This window comes from Micrococcus sp. 093350064-1, assembly GCF_053627955.1.
In genome coordinates this window covers 53,579-74,324 of sequence record NZ_JBSEYU010000009.1, presented here as the reverse complement: position 1 = coordinate 74,324, position 20,746 = coordinate 53,579, and the positions used below count along the sequence as shown (strand labels likewise).

The window sequence follows — 20,746 nt, the reverse complement described above, 5'->3', positions numbered from 1 at the left end:
GACGGCGGCCGGCCCGGTCGCGGGCGGGCCGCCGTCGTGCACGGGGCGTGCGGGGTCAGTCGTTGGACAGGCGGGCGACGTCCTGGAGGTCGTCGCTGCCGCGCAGGCGCTGCTCGCGCTCGGAGGCCGTCTTCGCGGACAGGCCGAAGATGTCGATGAACCCGCGGGCCGAGGACTGGTCGAACGAGTCGCCCTCGTCGTATGTGGCGAGGTTGAAGTCGTACAGGCCGGTCTCGGACCGGCGACCCTGCACCGTGGCGCGGCCACCGTGGAGCTCCAGGCGGATCTCACCGTTGACGTGCTCCTGGGTCGCGTCGATGAACGTGTCCAGGTTCCGCTTCAGCGGGGAGTACCACTGGCCGTCGTAGACCAGCTCGGTCCACCGCTGGTCCACATGCTTCTTGAAGCGCGCCTGTTCACGCTCCAGGGTGACGTTCTCGAGCTCACGGTGGGCCGCGATCAGCGCCATGGCCCCCGGTGCCTCGTAGATCTCGCGGGACTTGATGCCCACGAGGCGGTCCTCGACGATGTCGATCCGGCCCACGCCCTGGGCACCGGCCCGGCGGTTGAGCTCCTCGATGATCTCCAGCGGGCTCAGCGCGCGGCCGTCGAGGGCCGTGGGGACGCCGCGCTCGAAGGCGATCGTGACCACGTCCGGCGCCGGCGGGAAGGCGGGGTCGTCCGTGTAGTCGTAGACGTCCTTCGTGGGGCCGTTCCAGATGTCCTCGAGGAAGCCGGTCTCGACGGCGCGGCCCCACACGTTCTGGTCGATCGAGAACGGGTTCTTCTTGGTGGTGACGATCGGCAGGTCGTTGCGCTCGGCGTACTCGATGGCCTTCTCACGGGTCAGGGCGAGGTCGCGCACCGGGGCGATGCACTTCAGGTCGGGCCCGAGGGTCTGAATGGAGACCTCGAAGCGGACCTGGTCGTTGCCCTTGCCGGTGCAGCCGTGCGCCACCGTCGAGGCGCCGAACTGGCGGGCCGCCGCGACCAGGTGGCGGGAGATCACCGGGCGCGAGATCGCGGAGACCAGCGGGTAGGCGTCCATGTAGAGGGCGTTGGCCTTGAGCGTGGGCATGCAGTACTGCTCGGCGAACTCGTCACGCGCGTCGGCGACGTAGGCCTCGACGGCGCCGCAGTCCAGGGCGCGCTGGCGGATCGTCTCGAGGGACTCGCCCCCCTGGCCCACGTCGACCGCGACGGCGACGACCTCGGCGCCCGTGGCCTCGGCGATCCAGCCGATGGCCACCGAGGTGTCCAGGCCGCCCGAGTAGGCAAGGATGATGCGTTCCTTCACGTTTTCTCCTCTTTATATAGGGGGGGTCTCCCAGCGCGGCACGTGGCCGTCGGAGGCGTGCTCGGTGGCGATCCTACCCGGATCTTGAATAAATATGCAACTGACGGAATATCAGCTCCCGATGGCCCCTGTGCAGCCCCTCTGCGCCGACAGCGACGGCCACGGGCGACCATCGCTCCGCCCTCGAATCCCGGGTCGAACGCGACTCAGGTCACGGCCTCGGCCGTCGATCGTGACCTTCGCCCATGCCCCTGTGACGGAGGTTGTCCACACCGGCGGATCAGACACCATGACAGCAAATCCGACCAGTAGCGTGCATTTCATCCACGCGCCCACGACTCTAAGGATCGATTCGTCACCCGTTCTCAAATTTCAGACAGACGGGCAAGAATCCGTCGACCCATGATTTGACGCGAGGGGGGCTCCCGTCGTTGACTCTTCCGTAGCCGATTCGTGATCGAACCGTGATCTGACCGAGAGGTCGGGGACGGGGAGGCCACGACATCGAACCCCCTCCGACGGTCGCCCGCTGCTGGGTCGTCTCGAACCGACGGAGGGCATGACCCGACCAAGGAGAAGGACGACCCCGGTGCGCCTCGGCCGCCGATCAGCGAGGACTCGCCATGGACACCATGACTCTCTTCACCACTTCCGCCACCCGCTCCCGCCGTGCCACCGCCTCGATCGTCGCGGGCATGACCCTCGCCGGCGCCGCCGCCGTGGGCTTCTCCGCCCCGGCCCAGGCCGCCACCGTGGACACCTGGGACCGCCTCGCCGAGTGCGAGTCCAGCGGCACCTGGGACATCAACACCGGCAACGGCTTCTACGGCGGCGTGCAGTTCACCCTGTCCTCCTGGCAGGCCGTCGGCGGCGAGGGCTACCCGCATCAGGCCTCGAAGGCCGAGCAGATCAAGCGCGCCGAGATCCTCCAGGACCTGCAGGGCTGGGGCGCCTGGCCGCTGTGCTCGCAGAAGCTGGGCCTGACCCAGGCTGACGCGGACGCCGGCGACGTGGACGCCGCCCCGGTCGCCGTGGAGCGCACCGCCACCGTGCAGCGCCAGTCCGCCGCGGACGAGACTGCTGCCGACCAGGCTGCGGCTGAGCAGGCTGCTGCCGACCAGGCCGCGGCTGAGCAGGCTGCTGCCGACCAGGCCGCCGCCGAGCGCTGGGCCGCCAAGCAGGCTGCTGCCGAGCAGGCCGCCGCCGAGCGCTGGGCCGCCAAGCAGGCTGCTGCCGACCAGGCCGCCGCCGAGCGCTGGGCCGCCAAGCAGGCTGCTGCCGAGCAGGCCGCCGCCGACAAGGCTGCCGCCCAGCGTGCCGCCGCCGCGGAGAAGGCCGCCGCTCAGAAGGCTGCCGCCGCTGAGAAGGCCGCTGCCGCGGAGCAGGCCGTCGTCGCCGAGGCCGAGACCATCGTCGTCAAGTCCGGTGACTCCCTCTGGAAGCTCGCCAACGAGTACGAGGTGGAGGGTGGCTGGACCGCCCTCTACGAGGCCAACAAGGGCGCCGTCTCCGACGCCGCCGTGATCTACGTCGGCCAGGAGCTCGTCCTGCCGCAGGCCTGAGACGCCTGACCGGTCCCCCGGACCGGTGCCACACGAGGAAGGCCCCCGCCATCGGCGGGGGCCTTCCTCGTGCCTGGTGCCCGTCACCCGCGCGGGCGGGGCCGGACGGGTCGGTTAGCCCGCCAGACCCAGCAGGTGGGCCGCGACGGCCGGGGCGGACGTGGTCCCCGTGGTGATGAGGAGGATGGTGTCGTCGCCGGCGATCGTGCCCATCACGTGCTCCACGCGCGCCTGGTCGATCACGCTGGCCAGGAACTGCGCCGCACCCGGGGGCGTGCGCAGGACCACGAGGTTCGCCGTGGGCTCGGCGGAGACGAGCAGCTCGCGGGCCATGCTCGCCAGGCGATTCAGCTGCGCGTCCGAGCCGCGGCCCGGCACGGCGGCGTCGTCGCCCTCCGCCGGAAGGGCGTAGACCATGCCGGCCGGCCCGCGCGTCCGCACCGCGCCGAGGTCCACCAGGTCCCGCGAGAGCGTGCCCTGGGTGACGGACAGCCCGCGATCGCCCAGGGCGTCCGAGAGTTCGGCCTGGGAGCGGATGCCCCGGGTGGCCAGGATTTCCCGGATCGCGGCCTGACGGGCGATCTTCGTCGTGGGGGCGGCCATCAGCGCGGCTCCTCGGCCAGGCCGGAGCGGTACAGCAGCCAGGCGATGAGCGCCTTCTGCGCGTGCAGGCGGTTCTCGGCCTCGTCGAACACCACGGACCGCGGCCCGTCGATCACCTCGGCCGTGACTTCGTAGCCCCGGTACGCGGGCAGGCAGTGCAGGAAGATCGCATCGTCGGCCGCCCGCGCCATCGCGGCGGCGTCCACCTGGTAGTCGCGGAACAGCGCCAGGCGGGCCTCCTTCTCCTCCTCCTGGCCCATGGACACCCACGTGTCGGTCACGACGACGTCCGCGCCCGCCAGGGCCTCCACCGCGTCCGTCGTGACGAGGACGGAACCGCCCGTCTCCGCCGCCCGCTGTCGGGCAGCGGCCACGACGTCCTCGGCAGGCAGGTGCCCCTCGGGTCCGGCGACCCGCACGTGCATGCCGGCCGTCGCGCAGCCGAGCAGGTACGAGTGGGCCATGTTGTTCGCCGCGTCCCCCAGATACGTCAGATTGCGGCCCGCCGTGCCGCCGAGGTGCTCGCGCACCGTCAGCAGGTCGGCGAGGATCTGACAGGGGTGGTAGTCGTCGCTGAGCGCATTGACCACGGGCACCGAGGAATGGGCGGCCATCTCCTCGAGACCGGCCTGCGCGAACGTGCGCCAGACGATGACGCCGACCATCCGCTCCAGCACGCGGGCCGTGTCCGCCACGGACTCCTTGTGGCCCAGCTGCGACTCCCCCGGGTTCACGATCAGCGGCGTCCCGCCGAGCTCGGCGATGCCGGCCGCGAACGAGACGCGGGTGCGCGTGGAGGTCTTGTCGAAGAACACGATGCCGGTCCGGGGCCCGGCCAGCGGGCGGTGCCGGAACCGGTCGGCCTTCATCTGCGCGGCGAGGTCGAGCACCTCGGCCTGCTCGGCCGGGGTGAGGTCCGTGTCCACCAGGAAGTGGCGGACGGCGGCAGCGGGGGTCATGGGCGGTCTCCTTCGGCGGGGGTCAGGGCGGCGGCCACGAGCCCGGGCAGGGCCGCGGCGAAGCGCTCGAGCTCGGCCACGGGCACGGTGAGCGGCGGGGCCAGGCGCAGGGTGGAGGGGCCGGTGGCGTTGAGGATCCAGCCCGCCTCGAGGCCGGCGGCGACGACGGCGGGGGCCAGCCCGCCGGCCGGGGCCGGTCCCGCGGGGTCGGCCAGGTCGACGCCGATCCACAGGCCGTGACCGCGGACCGCGGCCACCTCGGGCAGGTCCTCCAGCAGGGCGGCCACGGCCTCGCCCGCGGCGCGGACGTGGCCGAGCAGGCCCTCGTCCTCGACGGTCTGGAGCACGGCCAGGCCCGCGGCGGTGGCCAGGGGGTTGCCGCCGAACGTGGTGCCGTGCTGGCCGGCGGTGAGCAGCCCGGAGACGGCGGGGCCGACGCACACGAGCGCCCCGATCGGCACGCCGCCGCCCAGTCCCTTCGCCAGGGTGAAGGCGTCGGGCACCACCGGCTCTGCCGCACCGGTGACGGCCGGGTTCTGGAAGCCGAACCACGTGCCGGTGCGGCCCACGCCGGACTGCACCTCGTCGAGGATCATCAGGGCGCCGGCCTCGCGGGTCGCGGCCCGCACCTCGGCCAGGTAGCCGGCCGGCCAGCCGTGCACGCCGGCCTCGCCCTGGACCGGCTCGAGGATGACGGCGGCGACGGTGGCGCCGTCGTCGTCCGGGGCCAGGGCCGCCCGCAGGGCTGCGGCGTCCCCGCCCGGCACGTGCTCCACGCCGCCGGGCAGCGGCTCGAAGGGCGCCCGGTAGGCCTCCTTGTGCGTGAGCGCGAGGGCGCCCATCGTGCGGCCGTGGAAGGCCCGCTCGAGCGCGATCACCCGCGTCCGGCGGCCGGACGGGTCGTCCGCACCGTGGCGGCGGGCGAGCTTGAACGCGGCCTCGTTGGCCTCCGTGCCGGAGTTCGCGAAGAACACGGTGGAGCCCGCGGGCACGCCGGCCAGTTCCAGCAGGCGCTCGGCCAGGCGGATCTGCGGCTCGGAGGTGAAGAGGTTGGACACGTGGCCGAGCGTGGCGATCTGCTCGGACACCGCCCGCACCAGCGCCGGGTGGCCGTGGCCGAGCGCGTTCACGGCGATGCCGGCCAGCAGGTCCGTGTAGCGCCGGCCGTCGGTGTCCCACACGTGGACCCCCTCGCCGCGCACGAGCACGCGGGCGGGGCGGCCGAAGACTCCGGTCAGGGCGGCGTGGTAGCGCTCCAGCAGCGCGGACTGGTCGGTGCTCATGCGTCCTCCTCGGGGGTGGTCGGGGCGGTGGGTTCGGCGTCGGGCACCACCTGGGTGCCGACGCCCGCGGAGGTGAAGACCTCCAGCAGCATCGAGTGGGGGCGGCGGCCGTCCACGACGTGGGCGCGCTGCACGCCGGCGTCGACGGCCGCCAGGCACGCGGCCATCTTCGGGATCATCCCGGAGGCCAGGGAGGGCAGCAGCGCACGCAGCTGGGCGGCGGTGAGCGAGCTGATGAGGGAGTCCCGGTCCGGCCAGTCCGCGTAGAGGCCCTCGACGTCGGTGAGCAGCACGAGCTTCGCGGCGCCGAGGGCGGCGGCCAGGGCCGCGGCGGCGGTGTCCGCATTGACGTTGAGGACCTGCCCGGTGGGCTCGCCGTCGTCGTCGATCTCGGGGGCGACCGACGAGACCACGGGGATCCGCCCGGACTCGATCACGTCGAGGATCGCGGTCGGGTCGACGCCGGTGACCTCCCCCACGAGGCCGAGGTCCACCTCCTGCCCGTCCACGACGGCGCCCGTGCGGCGGGCGCGCAGCAGCCCCGCGTCCTCGCCGGAGAAGCCGACGGCGTACGGGCCGTGGGAGTTCACGAGGCCGACCAGCTCGCGGCCCACCTGTCCCGTGAGCACCATGCGGACCACGTCCATGGCCTCCTCGGTGGTCACGCGCAGGCCGCCGCGGAACTCGGACGCGATGCCGAGGCGGTCGAGCATCGCGTTGATCTGCGGGCCGCCGCCGTGCACCACCACGGGGTGGACCCCCACGTGGTGCAGGAACACGATGTCCTCGGCGAACGCCCGGCGCAGCTCCTCCGACACCATGGCGTTGCCGCCGTACTTGACGACCATGACGGTTCCGGCGAACCGCCGGATCCAGGGCAGGGCCTCGACGAGGACCTCCGCCTTGGACTCGGCGCGGTCGAGCCGGTCCGCGGTGGACAGGACGGGTGCGGCCGCCGTGGCCGGGTCGGTGTGCGGGCTCATGCGGGGGGTCCTCACGTGGAGTAGGCGGAGTTCTCGTGGACGTAGTCGTGCGTCAGGTCGTTGGTCCAGACCGTGGCCTCGGCGTCGCCGGCGTGCAGGTCGACCTCGACGAGCACCTCGCGGGCCGTCAGGTCCACGCGGGAGCGGTCCTCCCCCACACCGGAGGCACGGCACACCTGGACGCCGTTGAAGCGCACGTCGAGGGCGTACGGGTCGAAGGCGGCGACCGACTCCGGGACCGTGCCGACGGCGGCGATCACGCGTCCCCAGTTCGGGTCCTGGCCGAAGATCGCGGTCTTGAACAGGTTGGAGCGGCCGACGGCGCGCGCGACGGCCTCGGCCGCCTCCTCGGTCTCGGCGTGGACCACGCGCACGGCGATGTCGTGCCGGGCGCCCTCGGCGTCGGCGACGAGCTGGCGGGACAGGTCCGCGCAGACCTCGTGGAGGGCCGCGGCGAACGCCTCGGGCTCGGGCGCGGTCCCGGACGCGCCCGAGGCCAGCAGGATCACGGTGTCGTTGGTGGACATGCACCCGTCCGAGTCGACCCGGTTGAAGGTGGCGCGCACGGCCTCGCGCAGGGCCGCGTCGAGGGCGGGTGCGGGGACGTCGGCGTCCGTGGTGATGACGCTGAGCATGGTGGCCATGCCGGGCGCCAGCATGCCCGCACCCTTGGCCATGCCGCCCACGATGAAGCCCTCGCCGCGGGCCACGGCGGTCTTGGCCACGGTGTCCGTGGTCTTGATCGCGACGGCGGCGTCCTCGCCGCCGTCCGGACTCAGGGCGGCGACCGCCTCGGACACGCCCGCGGTGAGCGTGTCCATCGGCAGGCGTTCGCCGATGAGGCCGGTCGAGCAGACGAGCACGTCGTCGGCGGAGGTCCCGAGGGCCGCGGCCGCGTGCTCGGCGGTGCGACGGGCGTCCTCGAGGCCCTCGGCGCCGGTGGCCGCGTTGGCCCCGCCGGAGTTCAGGACGACCGCGGTCGCGCGACCGTCCCGCACGGCGCGGCGGGTCCAGACCACGGGGGCGGCCGCCACCCGATTCTCGGTGAGGACGGCGGCGGCCGCGTCGCGCGGGCCCTCGTTGACGACGACGGCGACGTCGGGCGTGCCCGAGGCCTTCAGCCCCGCGGTGACGCCGGCCGCCCGGAACCCCTGTGCTGCGGTGACGCTCACGGCGCGACCCCCTGCTGCTCGAGCCCCGCCTGCTCCGGCAGGCCCAGGGCGATGTTCATGGACTGCACGGCGCCGCCGGCCGTGCCCTTGGTGAGGTTGTCGAGCGCCGCGCAGACGATCACGCGGCCGGCCCGCTCATCCACGGCGAGCTGCAGCTGCACGTGGTTGGAGCCGAGGACCGCCTTCGTGGTGGGCCACTGCCCCTCGGGGAGCAGGTGCACGAAGGGTTCACGGCCGTAGACCGAGGCCCATGCGGCGCGCACGTCCGCGGCGGCGACGCCGGGGCGCAGCCGCGCCGTGGCCGTCGCGAGGATGCCGCGCGACATCGGCGCGAGCGTGGGCGTGAAGGAGACGCGGACCGGCTCGCCGGCCGCCTGGGCCAGACCCTGCTCGATCTCCGGGGTGTGCCGGTGCCCGCCGCCGACGCCGTACGGGCGCATCCCGCCCATGACCTCGGCGCCGAGCAGATGCGGCTTCAGCGCCTTGCCCGCCCCGGAGGTGCCCGAGGCGGCGACGATCACCACGTCCCGCGGCTCGAGCAGCCCCGCGGCGAAGCCGGGCGCGAGGGCGAGGATCGAGGTGGTCGGGTAGCACCCGGGGACGGCGATGCGGCGGGTGCCGGCGAGTCGCTCGCGCTGACCGGGCAGCTCGGGCAGGCCGTAGGGCCAGGTCCCGGCGTGCGCGGTGCCGTAGAAGGCCTCCCAGTCCGCGGCGGACTCGAGGCGGTGGTCGGCGCCCGCGTCGATCACCAGGGTGTCCGGGGAGCGCTCGGCGATCTCAGCCGCGAGCGCCCCGGAGGCCCCGTGGGGCAACGCGAGGATCACGACGTCGTGGTCGGCGAGGACGTCCGCGGTGGTCTCCGCGAGGACGCGGTCCGCCAGGGCGTGCAGGTGCGGCTGAAGGGCGCCGAGGCGCTCCCCCGCGTTGGAGTGGGCCGTGATGGCTCCGACGGTGACGGACGGGTGGCCGGCGAGCAGGCGCAGGGCCTCTCCCCCGGCGTAGCCGCTGGCTCCGGAGACGGCGACGGTGTGGGTCATGGCCCCATCCTAGCGTAGATATGCGTTGCACGGAATATCTATGCGGCGCCTTGGGTCCCCGGGCCGGGCCGGATGTCCGGGCCCGCTCCTAGAGTGGGGCCATGACCACTGCGAACACCCCCGCCGTCCCCCGCACCCACCACGCCGTCGTCGTGTCCGCCACGGGCGGCCCCGAGGTCCTGCAGTGGACCGAGACGGAGGTGCCCTCCCCCGCACCGGGGCACGTGCTGGTGCGGACCGCGGCGGCGGGCCTGAACTTCATCGAGACGTACCAGCGCTCCGGGGTCTACGCGATGGACCTGCCCTTCACCCCCGGCACGGAGGGCTCCGGCGAGGTCGTCGCGCTCGGCGAGGGCGTGGACGCCGCGCTCCTGGGGGCCCGTGTCGCCACCGCGACGGCCACCGGTGCGTACGCCGAGCACTTCACCGCCCCCGCGGATCGTCTCCTCGCCGTCCCGGAGGGCATCGACCTGGCCGAGGCCGCCGCCCTTCCGCTGCAGGGCATGACGGCCCACTACCTCTGCCGGTCCACCTTCCCGGTGGAGGAGGGCTACACGGTGGTCGTGACGGCCGGTGCCGGCGGCGTGGGGCTCCTGCTCACCCAGCTCGCGACGGCCCGCGGCGCCCGCGTGGTCACCACGGCGTCCACGGAGGAGAAGCGGGAGCTGTCCCGGGGCGCGGGCGCCGTCGCCGCGGTGGACTATCCGGACCTCGCCGCCACGGTGGCGGAGCTGACCGACGGGGAGGGCGCGCACGCCGTGTTCGACGGCGTCGGGAAGGACACCTTCGACACCTCGCTCGAGGTGCTGCGCGTGCGCGGCACGCTCGTGCTCTTCGGCGGGGCCTCCGGGCAGGTGCCCCCCTTCGACCTGCAGCGGCTCAACGCGGCCGGCGCGCTGTACGTCACCCGGCCCTCGCTGGTGCACTACACGCGCACGGGCGAGGAGACCCGCTGGCGTGGTGGAGAGGTGTTCGGGGCGTGGGCCTCCGGCGAGCTCGACGTACGGATCGGCGAGCGCTTCCCGCTGGCGGACGCGGCCGCCGCGCACGCCGCCCTCGAGTCCCGCTCGACGACGGGCAAGGTGCTGCTCACCCTGTCCTGAGCCGGACCCGCCCGGTGCCTTCCGGGCGCCCCGCGCGGCCGCGGGCAGAGCATAGAATGTTCCGCTGCGGCCTGGTCCGTGTCCGACCCTCGGTTCGCCGCTCACCCTCCCGGAGGCCCCTGTGTCCCTTTCGTCCGCCGCGCCCACCCCGCCCTCCGTCCCCCTCGACCCCGCGGGCGCGCCGCATCGGCCGCAGCTGCCCGGCTCCGAGCGCACCCCGCCCGCCCGGACGCTCGTCGAGCTCTTCGCCGCCACGGCGCGCGAGCACCCGGACGCGACCGCCCTGGACGACGGCGTCGAGCCGCTGACGTACGCGGAGCTGCGGGAGCGCGTCGACGAGACCGCCCGCCACCTGTGGGCCGCCGGCGTGCGGGCGGGAGACCGGGTCGGCGTGCGGATCGCCTCGGGCACGGCCGCGCTGTACGTCTCGATCCTCGGCGTGCTCGCCGCCGGCGCGGCCTACGTCCCCGTGGACGCGGACGATCCGGAGGAGCGCGCCCGTCTCGTGTTCGGCGAGGCGAAGGTGGCCGGCGTCCTCACCGACGAGCGGGTCTACGCCCCGCACCCCGAGCACACCGTGGACCCGGCCGCCGAGGCCCGCGCCCCCGGGCTCGAGGACGACGCGTGGATCATCTTCACCTCGGGCTCGACGGGCACCCCCAAGGGCGTGGCGGTGAGCCACCGCTCGGCCGCGGCCTTCGTGGACGCCGAGGCGCGGATCTTCCTGGCGGACGATCCGCTCGCCCCGGGCGACCGCGTGCTGGCGGGACTGTCCGTCGCGTTCGACGCCTCGTGCGAGGAGATGTGGCTCGCCTGGCGTCACGGTGCGTGCCTGGTCCCGGCCCCCCGCTCGCTCGTGCGCTCCGGCATGGACCTCGGCCCGTGGCTCGCCGAGCGGCGCATCACCGCCGTGTCCACCGTGCCGACCCTCGCCGCGATGTGGCCCACCGAGGCCATGGACAACGTCCGGCTGCTGATCTTCGGCGGCGAGGCCTGCCCGCCCGAGCTCGCCGCGCGCCTGGCGGAGGACGGCCGCGAGGTCTGGAACACCTACGGCCCCACGGAGGCCACCGTCGTCGCGTGCGCGGCCCCGCTCACGGGTCTCGGCCCGGTCCGCATCGGCCTGCCCCTGGACGGCTGGGACCTGGCCGTCGTCGACCCGCAGACCACGCTGCCCGTGGCCGAGGGCGAGACGGGCGAGCTGATCATCGGCGGCGTCGGCCTGGCCCGCTACCTCGACCCGGCCAAGGACGCCGAGAAGTACGCCCCCATGCCCTCCCTCGGCTGGGAGCGTGCCTACCGCTCCGGTGACCTCGTGGTCTTCGAGCCGGAGGGCCTGCTGTTCGTCGGCCGCGCCGACGACCAGGTGAAGCTCGGCGGCCGCCGCATCGAGCTCGGCGAGGTGGACGCGGCCCTCCAGGCCCTGCCCGGCGTCCACGGCGGCGCCGCGGCCGTGCAGACCACCCCGGCGGGCCACCAGATCCTCGTCGGCTACCTCGTCCCCGCGGACCCCGAGGCCGAGCTCGACCTGCACATGGCCCGCGAGCACCTCGCGGCGGAGCTGCCGGCCGCACTCGTGCCCCGGCTGGCCGTCGTGGACTCCCTGCCCACGAAGACCTCCGGCAAGGTGGACCGCCACGCGCTGCCGTGGCCCCTGCCCGGCGCCGAGGTGGACGAGGACGCGCCCCAGCCGAACGAGGACACCGCCGACGGCTGGGTGCTGCGCCAGTGGGCGGACGTGCTCGGCGCGCCCCCCAAGGACGCCGACACCGACTTCTTCGAGGCCGGCGGCGGCTCGCTCGCCGCTGCCCAGCTCGTGGCCCGCCTGCGCCTGCGCCACCCGGCCGTGACCGTCCAGGACGTCTACCGCAACCCCACCGCCGGGGCCCTCGTGGCCGCCGTCGTGGGCGACGACGGCCCCCGCGGCATCGAGGTGCACGACCGGCACGTCGACCGCACCCGCCACCGCACCCAGTGGGTCCAGACCCTCGTGGGACTGCCCGTGTTCGTCCTGCCCGCCCTGCGCCTGGGCGTGTGGACCGGCCTGGCCCTGAACCTGCTGACGCTCTCCGGGCTCGCGCCCGGGCTGCCCACCGTGCCGTGGTGGGTGCTGATCGTGGCCGGTCTGCTGGTGGTGACCGTGCCCGGCCGCATGCTGCTCACCGCCGCGACGGCCCGGCTGCTGCTGCGCGGCGTGAGCCCCGGGTCCTACCCGCGCGGTGGCCGCGTCCACCTGCGCCTGTGGCTCGCCCAGCAGATCAGCGACCTCGTGGACCCCTACTCGCTGGCCGGCGCCACGTGGGTGCCCGCCTACGCGCGACTGCTGGGCAACCGGATCGGCAAGGACGTGGACATGCACACCGTGCCACCGGTCACCGGCATGCTCACGGTCGAGGAGGGCGCCGCGATCGAGCCTGAGGTGGACCTGTCCGGCTACTGGGTCGACGGCGACGTCGTCCGGCTCGGCGAGGTGCGCATCGGCGCGGACGCCGTCGTGGGCGCCCGCTCCACGCTCCTGCCGGGCGCCCAGGTCGGCGCCGGGGCGCACGTCGAGGCCGGGTCCACCGTCGCCGGGCGGGTGCGCGGCGGCCAGCGCCACGCCGGCTCCCCCGCCGTCAAGGTGGGCAAGGTGAAGTCCCGCGGCCCCGCCGAGGCGCCGCGGGAGACCCCGGGCTGGCGCCTGATGGCGACCGTCCTCTCGACCCTCATCTCCCTCCTGCCGCTCGTCTCCGCCGCCGCGGCGGCCGCGGTGGCCGCGTGGTCGCTGACCTGGTGGCCGCCGGCCCCGGAGGCGGGACCGCTGGCCGCCGTCGGGACCACCGCGGCGCGCCTGCTGGCCGCGAGCCCCCTGGTGGCCGGCGTGTGGTTCCTGACCCAGATGCTGCTCGTGCTCGTCACGGTGCGCCTGCTCGCGCTCGGCATCACGGAGGGGCACCACCCCGTGCGCTCCCGGGTCGGCTGGCAGGTGTGGGCCACCGAGCGCGTCCTCGACGCCGCCCGCGACCAGCTCTTCCCGATCTACGCCTCCCGCTTCACGCCGACGTGGCTGCGCCTGCTCGGCGCCGAGGTGGGCCGCGGCGTCGAGGCCTCCACCGTGGTGCTCGTGCCGAGCATGACCCGCGTGGGCGACGGCGCGTTCCTCGCCGACGACACGATGGTCTCCTCCTACTCCCTCGACGGCGGGTGGATGCACGTGGCCCCCGCGAAGGTCGGCAAGCGCTCGTTCGTGGGCAACTCCGGCATGGTGCCCGGCGGCCGCACCCTGCGCCGCGACTCGCTCGTGGCGGTGCTGTCCACCACCCCGGCCAAGACCAAGGCGGGCACCTCCTGGATGGGCTCCCCGCCCGTGCGCCTGCGCCGCAACGAGGTCACCGCGGACGCCTCCCTCACCTACGACCCGCCGGCCCGGCTCAAGGCCGCCCGCACCGCCTGGGAGCTGCTGCGCGCGATCCCGGTGTGGCTGCACGTGGCCCTGTCCATCGCCGTCGGCGCGACGCTGGCCGCCCTCATCGCGGTCGGCACGTGGGTGCTGGCCTTCGTCCTGGGCGGCGTCGTCCTGCTCGCGGCCGGCGCGGTCGCGGCGGGCCTGACCGTGCTCGCCAAGCGGGCCTTCGTCGGCCGGATCCGCGCGGGCGAGCACCCGCTGTGGTCCTCGTTCATCTGGCGCAACGAGGTCGCGGACACCTTCACCGAGTTCCTCGCCGCCCCGTGGTTCAGCCGGGCCGCGGCCGGCACCCCCGCCCTGGTCTGGTTCCTGCGCGCGATGGGCGCCCGCATCGGCCACGGCGCCTGGGTCGAGTCCTACTGGCTGCCCGAGGCCGACCTCGTGGAGCTCGGCGACGGCGCCACCGTGAACCGCGGCTGCGTCGTCCAGACCCACCTGTTCCACGACCGCGTGATGTCCCTGGACGCCGTCGTCCTGGAGGACGGCGCCACCCTCGGCCCCCACTCCGTGGTGCTGCCGGCCGCTCGCCTGGGCCGCGGCACCACCGTCGGCGCCGGGTCCCTCGTGATGCGCGGCGAGGAGCTGCCCGCCGGCACGTGGTGGCTCGGCAACCCGGTCTCCCCGTGGCGTCGTCCCGACGGCGACCCCGCCGCCGCGGCCACCCCCTCCCGAGAGGAAGCATGAGCACCGATCCCTACGTCCCGGGCGTCGGCACCGACGCCGCCACCGTCGAGCACATCGCACTGGACCTCGACGTGCGCCTGGCCGCGAACCGGGTCTCCGGCACCGCCGTCCTGCGCGTGCGCCTGACGAAGCAGAGCCGCCGCATCGAGCTGGACCTGTACCGGCTGCGCGTGTCCCGGGTGGACGCCGTCGTCGACGGCCGCGCCGTCGCCTCCTCGTTCACCCAGCCGGGCCGCGCCCCGAGCCGCCTCGTCGTCGACCTGGACGAGAGCCGGCCGGAGGGCACGCTCGTGGAGCTGACCGTGGTCTACGCGGGCACGCCCACGCTGCGGCGCAGCCCGTGGGGCACGATCGGCTGGGAGGAGCTCACGGACGGCGTGCTCGTGGCCGGGCAGCCCCACGGCGCCTCCACGTGGCTGCCGTGCGTGGACTCCCCCACCTCCCGCTCGACGGCGGAGATCACCCTCACCTGCGACGCGGGCTACCTGCCCGTCGCCAACGGCGTGGGCGCGCCCGTGCGCACGCGCGGCTCGCGGGTCACGTGGCGGTGGCGGCTCGACCAGCCCGTGCCCGCCTACCTGCTCAGCGTGCAGATCGGCCGCTACCGGCTCGTGGACGCCGCCCCTCCCGCCGAGGGCCTGCCGCCGCTGCGCCTCGTGGTCTCCCCGCGGACCGAGCAGCGGGCCCTCCGGGCCCTTGCCCCCCAGCCGGCCATGATGGCCACGTTCATCGACGCCTACGGGCCATACCCATTCGAGGACTACACCGCGGTCGTGGCCGACGAGGAGCTCGAGATCCCGCTCGAGGCCGCGAGCATGTCGCTGTTCGGCACCAACCACCTGGACGGCTCGTGGGAGTCCGAGCGGCTGATCGCCCACGAGATGTCCCACCAGTGGTTCGGCAACGCCGTGACCCTGGGCCGCTGGTCCGACCTGTGGCTGCACGAGGGCTTCGCCTGCTGGTCCGAGTGGCTGTGGGCCGAGGCCTCGGGGCGGTCCAGCATCACCTCGATGGCGCGGCGGGCCTGGCAGAAGCTGGCCGCGCACCCGGTGGAGCAGGCGCTGGCCGAGCCCGGGCCGGAGGAGATGTTCGAGGACTGGGTGTACAAGCGCGGCGCGCTCACCGTGGAGGCGCTGCGGCACCTGCTGGGCACGGACCTCTTCGGCTCCATGCTGCGCGCCTGGGTGCGGGAGCACCGGTTCGGCACCGTCGACTCCCTGGGGCTGCGCACGCACGTGCACGCGTGGGCCCCGCACGCCGGGGTGAGCCGAGCGCAGGTGGACGAGCTCTTCGACGCGTGGACGCTGCGGCCCGAGCTGCCGCCGTTCCCGGGCTGAGGCGCCCGCGCGGTCGACTCAGCGGCCCCGCAGCGCCAGCGCCCCGAGGAGACCGCCCGGCAGCCGGTCGGTGAGGTCCACCAGCACGACGTCGGCCGGCACGGTCAGTGCGTCGACGGCGGCGGGGTCGCCCGTGAAGCCGGTGCCGGCGGCCTTCACGAGCGCCTCCTTCCGCGTCCACAGCCGGGCCCGCGCGGCGGGCCTCTCGGGGGCGGGAAGCTCCCGCACCCGGGCGCGCTCCGCCGTCGAGAAGCCCACCCCGCCCAGGCCGTCCTCGTCCGCGAAGGCCGCGGCGTCCGCCCGCTCGACGTCCACCCCGAGGCCGAGCCCGTCGGCGGGCCGTGCCGGCGCCCACCACGCCCCGATCCGAGCCCGGTCCTCAGTGCCGGGCATCCGGACGCGCGTGAACGAGACGAGGGCGACCCGGCCGGGGGGCAGGCCGGTCAGCGCGGGGACGCCGTGCGCGGCCGAGCCGCAGCGCGGGCAGGCGTGCCGGAGCCCGAGCGGCCCCACCGGCACGCCCCAGGCCGCCGTCAGGGCGGTGCGCACCTGACCGAGCAGCGCGGAGACGGCGTCGGCCGCCCCCGCCGAGGCGGGGACGGCCGAGGTCAGGCCCCACGGGCCGGTCGCGACGGACACGGTCAGCGCTGGACCGCCCCGTGCCGCTGCGCCGCGAGCGCGGTGGCCGCGGCGCGGGCCTCGGAGACCTCCTCCGCGGTGAGCGTGCGGTCAGGGGCGCGGAAGCGCAGGGAGAACGCGAGGGACTTCCGCCCCTCCGGCACGCCCGCGCCCCGGTAGACGTCGAACAGCTCGACGGCCTCGAGCAGCTCCCCGGCACCCTCGGCGAGGGTCGCGCGCACGTCCCCGGCCACGACGGCCTCGTCCACCACGAGCGCCACGTCCTGCGTGCTCACGGGGAACGTGGACAGCGGTGCGGCGACCACGATCTCGGGGGCCGCGGCGCACAGCGCGTCCAGGTCCAGCTCCCACACGCTCGTGCGGGCGGGCAGGTCCTCGGCCTCGAGCCACTGCGGGTGCAGCTCGCCGGCGACGCCCACCACCCGGTCCCCGTGCTCGGTCACGACGACGAGCTCGGCCACCCGGCCCGGGTGGAACGCGTGGTGCCGGCCCTGCCGGACGGTCAGCTCGACGCCGAGGACGTCGGCCACGTCGAGGGCCCCGGCGATCGCGTCCTGCCAGTCCACCGGGCGGGGGTCGTGGTCCGGCCCGGGCGCCGAGTCGTGCCCGGCGTACAGACCGGCCACGTGCCACGGCTGAGCGGGGATGCCGGCCTCGAGGTCGGCGAGGACCTCGGCGGAGGGGTGGACCGCGCGCGGGGGGATCGTCGCCGAGCCCAGCTGCGCGCCGGGCAGGAAGACCAGCCCCATCTCGTACAGCGCCAGATCGCGGAAGCCGCGTCCGAGGTTGCGGCGCGCGGTCTCGACGAGGCCCGGCAGCAGCGACAGGCGCAGGTACCGGTACTGGGAGGCGATCGGATTGGCCAGGGCCACCATCGCCAGGGCCTGGCCCTGCGCGTCCGAGTCCGCCCCGAAACGCCGGTTCTGCTCCTCGGAGACGAACGGGTAGGCCAGCACCTCGGTGAGTCCCGCGGCCGCGAGCGCCGCCGACACGCGGCGACGCTGGGCCTGGCGGCGGGTGAAGCCGCGGCCCGGCGGGGCCACGGGCACCACGGAGGGGATCGCGTCGTAGCCGCGCAGGCGCGCGACCTCCTCGGCGAGGTCCTCGGGGATGCGCAGGTCCGTGCGCCACGACGGCGCGGTCACGGTCAGCCGCGGGGCGACGTCGGCGGCGGCCTCGGCGACGGTCACCTCGGCCCCCAGGGCCCGCAGCGTCACCACGACCTCGTCGGTCGTGTACGCCACGCCCACCAGGGCGGAGGGGAAGTCGGCGGCCATCTCGACGACGGCCGGCTGCGGCCGCGTCCCGACGTCGGTGACCCCGGGCTCGGCGGTGCCGCCGGCGAGCTCGACGAGCATCTGGACGGCCCGCTCGGCCGCCTCGTCGGCGATCTCCCAGTCGACGCCGCGCTCGTTGCGCTTCGACGCCTCCGAGGGCAGGCGGTGCCGGCGCCGCGTACGCGCGATCGACACGGGGTCGAAGTTCGCGGACTCGACCACGATCGTGGTGGTGGCGTCCGTGACCTCGGTGGCGGCCCCGCCCATGACGCCCGCCAGGCCGATGGGGCCGGAGTCGTCCGTGATGAGCAGGTCCTCCGCGTCGAGCTCGCGCTCCTTGCCGTCGAGGGTGGTCAGAGTCTCTCCGGCCCGCGCGCGGCGCACCACGATCTCGCCGGAGAGCGTGTCCGCGTCGTAGAAGTGCAGGGGCTGGCCCAGCTCCCACATGACGTAGTTGGAGATGTCCACCGGCAGGGAGATGGTGCGGATGCCGGCCAGGCGCAGGCGCGCGGCCAGCCACGGCGGGGTCGGGCGGGTCGCGTCCACGCCGGAGACCGTGCGGGCCACGAAGCGGGTGGCCCCGGGCTCGCCGTGGATCGGCGCGTCGTCGTCGATGCGGACGGCCGGGCCGGCGTCGTCGGCCGCGGGCGGGTGGACGGCGGCGGCCGGGTCCGTGAAGGGCACGCCGGTGGCGTGCGCGTACTCGCGCGCGACGCCGCGCATCGAGAACGCGTAGCCGCGGTCGGGCGTCACGTTGATCTCGGCGGCCTCGCCGTGCAGGTCCAGGACGTCCCGGGCGTCGGTGCCCGGCTCGGGGTCGAGCCCGAGGTCGCCGAGCACGATGATCCCGTCCGTGCCGTCGTCGCCCATGCCCAGCTCCGTGCTGGAGGCGATCATCCCGGCCGAGACGTGCCCGTAGGTCTTGCGGGGGCTGATGCGGAAGTCGCCGGGCAGCACCGCGCCGGGCAGGGTCACGACGACCTTGTCCCCGACCTCGAAGTTGTGGGCGCCGCACACGATGCCCTGCACGCCGGAGGGCTCGATGCCCTCGCCGGTGAGCGGCTGGGCGGCGCCCTCGGGAACCACCCGCACGGAGCACCAGTTGATGGTCTTGCCGTTCTTCTGCGGCTCGGGCTGCTTGGAGAGCACCTGCCCGACGACGATCGGGCCCTGCAGCTCGGCGGCCGGACGGTGGACGTCCTCCTCCTCGAGGCCGACGCGGACGAGGTCGGCCATCACGTCCTCGGCACGGTGCTCCGCGGGCACGGGGACGAACTCCCGCAGCCAGTCCAGGGGGATGCGCATGGATCAGACCTCCATTCCGAAGTGCTGGGAGAAGCGGACGTCGCCCTCGATCATGTCGTGCATGTCCGGGACCTCGTTGCGGAACATGAGCGTGCGCTCCACGCCCATGCCGAACGCGAACCCGGAGTACTCCTCCGGGTCCAGGCCCGCGGCGCGCAGCACATTCGGGTGCACCATGCCGCAGCCGCCCCACTCGATCCAGCGGGGCCCGCCCTTGGCGCCGGGGTGCCAGATGTCCAGCTCGGCGCTGGGCTCGGTGAACGGAAAGAAGTTCGGGCGCAGGCGGATGGCCGCCTCGGCCCCGAACATCTGGCGGGCGAAGTACTCGAGGGTGCCGCGCAGGTGGGCCATGGTCAGTCCCTTGTCCACGGCCAGGCCCTCGAACTGGTGGAACACCGGGGTGTGCGTGGCGTCCAGCTCGTCCGTGCGGAAGGTGCGGCCCGGGCACAGCACGTAGGTGGGGGCGCCCCGCTCGAGCAGGGAGCGCATCTGCACCGGGGAGGTGTGGGTGCGCAGCAGCAGGTGGGCCTCGGCCGGGGCCACGAAGAAGGTGTCCTGCATCTCGCGGGCCGGATGGTCCGGCGCGAAGTTGAGGGAGTCGAAGTTGAACCACTCGGACTCGAGCTCGGGGCCCTCCGCGATCTCCCAGCCCATGCCGACGAAGATCTCCGAGACACGGTCCATCGTCAGCGAGAGCGGGTGACGGGCGCCGACGCGGCGGCGACGGACCGCGGTGGTCACGTCCACCGTCTCCTCGCGCAGGATCCGCGCGGCCTGCTCCGCCTCGAGCACCTCGGTGCGGGCGGCCAGGGCCTTGCCCAGGCGGCCGCGTGCGGCGCCCATGAGCTTGCCGGCCTCCGCCTTGCGCTCCTTGGGCAGGGCGCCGATCGCCTTGTTCGCGAGAGTCAGGGGGGCCCGGTCGCCGGTGTGGGCCAGGCGGGCGGCCTTGAGCTCATCGAGGTCCGCCGCGGCCTCGTACGCGGCGAGCGCGGCCTGCACGGCGGCCTCCACCGCCTCCGCGTCCACGGGGGAGATCTCCGCCACGGGCGCGGTGGGTTCCGCGCCGGTCTCGGGGCTGGGTGTCATCAGGGCAACGACCTTCGCATGGGGGACGGTGGGACGCCCGTCAGTCTAGTGTCCGCCCCGGGCGCGCTCGGCCTAGGCTGAGGCGCATGACCGCCCCGGACTCCCTCGACGGCACCGACCCGCTGCTGCGGGGCGTGGGCCTGGACGCGCAGACCCGCTGCGCCCATTACGCCACGGCGCGGGACGTCGTCGCCCTGCGCTTCGCCTGCTGCCCCGCGTACTGGTCCTGCCACCGCTGCCACGCGGAGCTCACCGACCACCCGGCCGTGCCGGTGCCCGCCGACGACTTCGACCGGCCGCATGTGCTGTGCGGGGTGTGCCGCACCGAGCTGAGCGTGACCGCGTACCTCTCCCTCGAGGCCACCGCCGATCCCGCGTGCCCGGCCTGCGGGGCGCCGTTCAACCCGGGCTGCGCCGCCCATGCCCCGCTCTACTTCGACGTCCCCGCGTCTGGGTCCCCCGCCTGTGGCACCGGACCCACGGCGCGGCCATGACCGCGGCCCCCTCCCGGCCGTCGCCTCCGGCGCACGTGCGGGCGCGCGGGCTGTGGAACCTGGTGAACCTGGCGACGCCGCTGGGGCTGGTGGGCGCCGTCGTCGCCGGCTGCGCGCTGCAGCCCGGGCCGCACGGGCTGGTCGAGGCCCGCGGCTGGACGCACCGGTTCCCGGGCGGGGCCGCGTTCACGGTCGGCGACGTCGTGTTCACCCGCCCCGGCCTGCGCATGACGCCCGCGCTGTGGCGGCACGAGGCCGGCCATGCGGACCAGTACGCCCTCCTGCTGGGTCTGCCCTTCCTGCCGGCGTACGCGCTGGCGGCGGCGTGGTCGACGTGGCGGACCGGGGACCCGGCGTCGCGCAACGTCTTCGAACGACGCGCGGGCCTGGCCCTGGGCGGCTACGTCGAGCGGCCCGTGGTCCGCGGCCTGCGGCGCCGCCGCTGACGGGCACGGGCGATCGCGCCGACACGGACCCGGG

General features: G+C 74.8%; 16 protein-coding genes. 6 read left to right on the top strand and 10 right to left on the bottom strand.

Going from position 1 to position 20,746, the window contains the following annotated elements; all coding sequences use genetic code 11:
* Positions 1-55 precede the first annotated feature (55 nt).
* A complete protein-coding gene (locus tag ACUW6W_RS10075; RefSeq protein WP_060775414.1) occupies positions 56-1,297 on the bottom strand; it encodes an argininosuccinate synthase in 1,242 nt (413 codons plus the stop codon).
* Positions 1,298-1,920: 623 nt separating this feature from the next.
* Between ACUW6W_RS10075 and rpf the strand changes: the two genes are divergently transcribed.
* Complete coding sequence (rpf, locus tag ACUW6W_RS10070) at positions 1,921-2,859, top strand: resuscitation-promoting factor Rpf (protein WP_123244378.1); 939 nt, start codon at positions 1,921-1,923, stop codon at positions 2,857-2,859.
* 114 nt (positions 2,860-2,973) lie between these two features.
* Here rpf and argR read toward each other — a convergent pair whose 3' ends face one another.
* The 6 genes from argR to argC are packed head-to-tail and all read right to left on the bottom strand — an operon-like array spanning position 2,974 to position 8,896.
* Positions 2,974-3,462 carry an arginine repressor gene (argR, locus tag ACUW6W_RS10065; protein ID WP_036337506.1) on the bottom strand — a complete coding sequence of 163 codons (489 nt, stop codon included), beginning with the start codon at positions 3,460-3,462 and terminating at the stop codon, positions 2,974-2,976.
* Positions 3,462-4,421: an ornithine carbamoyltransferase gene (gene argF, locus ACUW6W_RS10060; RefSeq protein WP_100059021.1), complete on the bottom strand. Its 960-nt coding sequence runs from the start codon at positions 4,419-4,421 to the stop codon at positions 3,462-3,464. The genes argR and argF overlap by 1 nt, the downstream gene beginning before the upstream one ends.
* Positions 4,418-5,704, bottom strand: a complete 1,287-nt coding sequence (locus tag ACUW6W_RS10055; RefSeq protein WP_036337502.1) for an acetylornithine transaminase — start codon at positions 5,702-5,704, stop codon at positions 4,418-4,420. Before ACUW6W_RS10055 ends, argF begins: the two co-directional genes overlap by 4 nt.
* Entirely contained in the window at positions 5,701-6,687 is a 987-nt protein-coding gene (argB, locus tag ACUW6W_RS10050; RefSeq protein ID WP_169577793.1) for an acetylglutamate kinase, read from the bottom strand. Before argB ends, ACUW6W_RS10055 begins: the two co-directional genes overlap by 4 nt.
* An 11-nt stretch (positions 6,688-6,698) precedes the next feature.
* On the bottom strand, positions 6,699-7,859 hold the full coding sequence (gene argJ / locus ACUW6W_RS10045) for a bifunctional glutamate N-acetyltransferase/amino-acid acetyltransferase ArgJ (protein WP_036315662.1): 1,161 nt from the start codon (positions 7,857-7,859) through the stop codon (positions 6,699-6,701).
* The gene (gene argC / locus ACUW6W_RS10040; RefSeq protein WP_036337497.1) at positions 7,856-8,896 is read right to left on the bottom strand and encodes an N-acetyl-gamma-glutamyl-phosphate reductase; all 1,041 of its coding nucleotides are present in this window, start codon (positions 8,894-8,896) and stop codon (positions 7,856-7,858) included. The genes argJ and argC overlap by 4 nt, the downstream gene beginning before the upstream one ends.
* A 101-nt stretch (positions 8,897-8,997) precedes the next feature.
* On the opposite strand from argC, the gene ACUW6W_RS10035 reads away from it, so the two are divergent.
* The 3 genes from ACUW6W_RS10035 (at position 8,998) to ACUW6W_RS10025 (ending at position 15,465) form a co-directional block, all read left to right on the top strand.
* The gene (locus ACUW6W_RS10035; RefSeq protein WP_454180162.1) at positions 8,998-9,999 is read left to right on the top strand and encodes a quinone oxidoreductase family protein; all 1,002 of its coding nucleotides are present in this window, start codon (positions 8,998-9,000) and stop codon (positions 9,997-9,999) included.
* Between the two features lie 121 nt (positions 10,000-10,120).
* Positions 10,121-14,128 (top strand): Pls/PosA family non-ribosomal peptide synthetase, encoded by a 4,008-nt coding sequence (locus ACUW6W_RS10030; RefSeq protein ID WP_454180161.1) that lies wholly within the window; start codon positions 10,121-10,123, stop codon positions 14,126-14,128.
* Complete coding sequence (locus tag ACUW6W_RS10025) at positions 14,125-15,465, top strand: M1 family metallopeptidase (RefSeq protein WP_036337490.1); 1,341 nt, start codon at positions 14,125-14,127, stop codon at positions 15,463-15,465. The genes ACUW6W_RS10030 and ACUW6W_RS10025 overlap by 4 nt, the downstream gene beginning before the upstream one ends.
* A gap of 18 nt (positions 15,466-15,483) precedes the next feature.
* On the opposite strand, the gene ACUW6W_RS10020 is transcribed toward ACUW6W_RS10025, so the two are convergent.
* The 3 genes from ACUW6W_RS10020 to pheS are packed head-to-tail and all read right to left on the bottom strand — an operon-like array spanning position 15,484 to position 19,772.
* Positions 15,484-16,104, bottom strand: coding sequence for a 4'-phosphopantetheinyl transferase family protein (locus tag ACUW6W_RS10020; protein WP_036337488.1), 621 nt, complete (start codon positions 16,102-16,104; stop codon positions 15,484-15,486).
* A 2-nt stretch (positions 16,105-16,106) separates the two neighbouring features.
* Entirely contained in the window at positions 16,107-18,686 is a 2,580-nt protein-coding gene (pheT, locus tag ACUW6W_RS10015) for a phenylalanine--tRNA ligase subunit beta (RefSeq protein ID WP_044659791.1), read from the bottom strand.
* 3 nt (positions 18,687-18,689) lie between these two features.
* Complete coding sequence (gene pheS / locus ACUW6W_RS10010; protein ID WP_012750956.1) at positions 18,690-19,772, bottom strand: phenylalanine--tRNA ligase subunit alpha; 1,083 nt, start codon at positions 19,770-19,772, stop codon at positions 18,690-18,692.
* Positions 19,773-19,858: 86 nt separating this feature from the next.
* On the opposite strand from pheS, the gene ACUW6W_RS10005 reads away from it, so the two are divergent.
* Complete coding sequence (locus tag ACUW6W_RS10005) at positions 19,859-20,266, top strand: CHY zinc finger protein (RefSeq protein WP_073117126.1); 408 nt, start codon at positions 19,859-19,861, stop codon at positions 20,264-20,266.
* Entirely contained in the window at positions 20,263-20,712 is a 450-nt protein-coding gene (locus ACUW6W_RS10000) for a hypothetical protein (RefSeq protein WP_073117125.1), read from the top strand. Before ACUW6W_RS10005 ends, ACUW6W_RS10000 begins: the two co-directional genes overlap by 4 nt.
* Positions 20,713-20,746 lie beyond the last annotated feature (34 nt).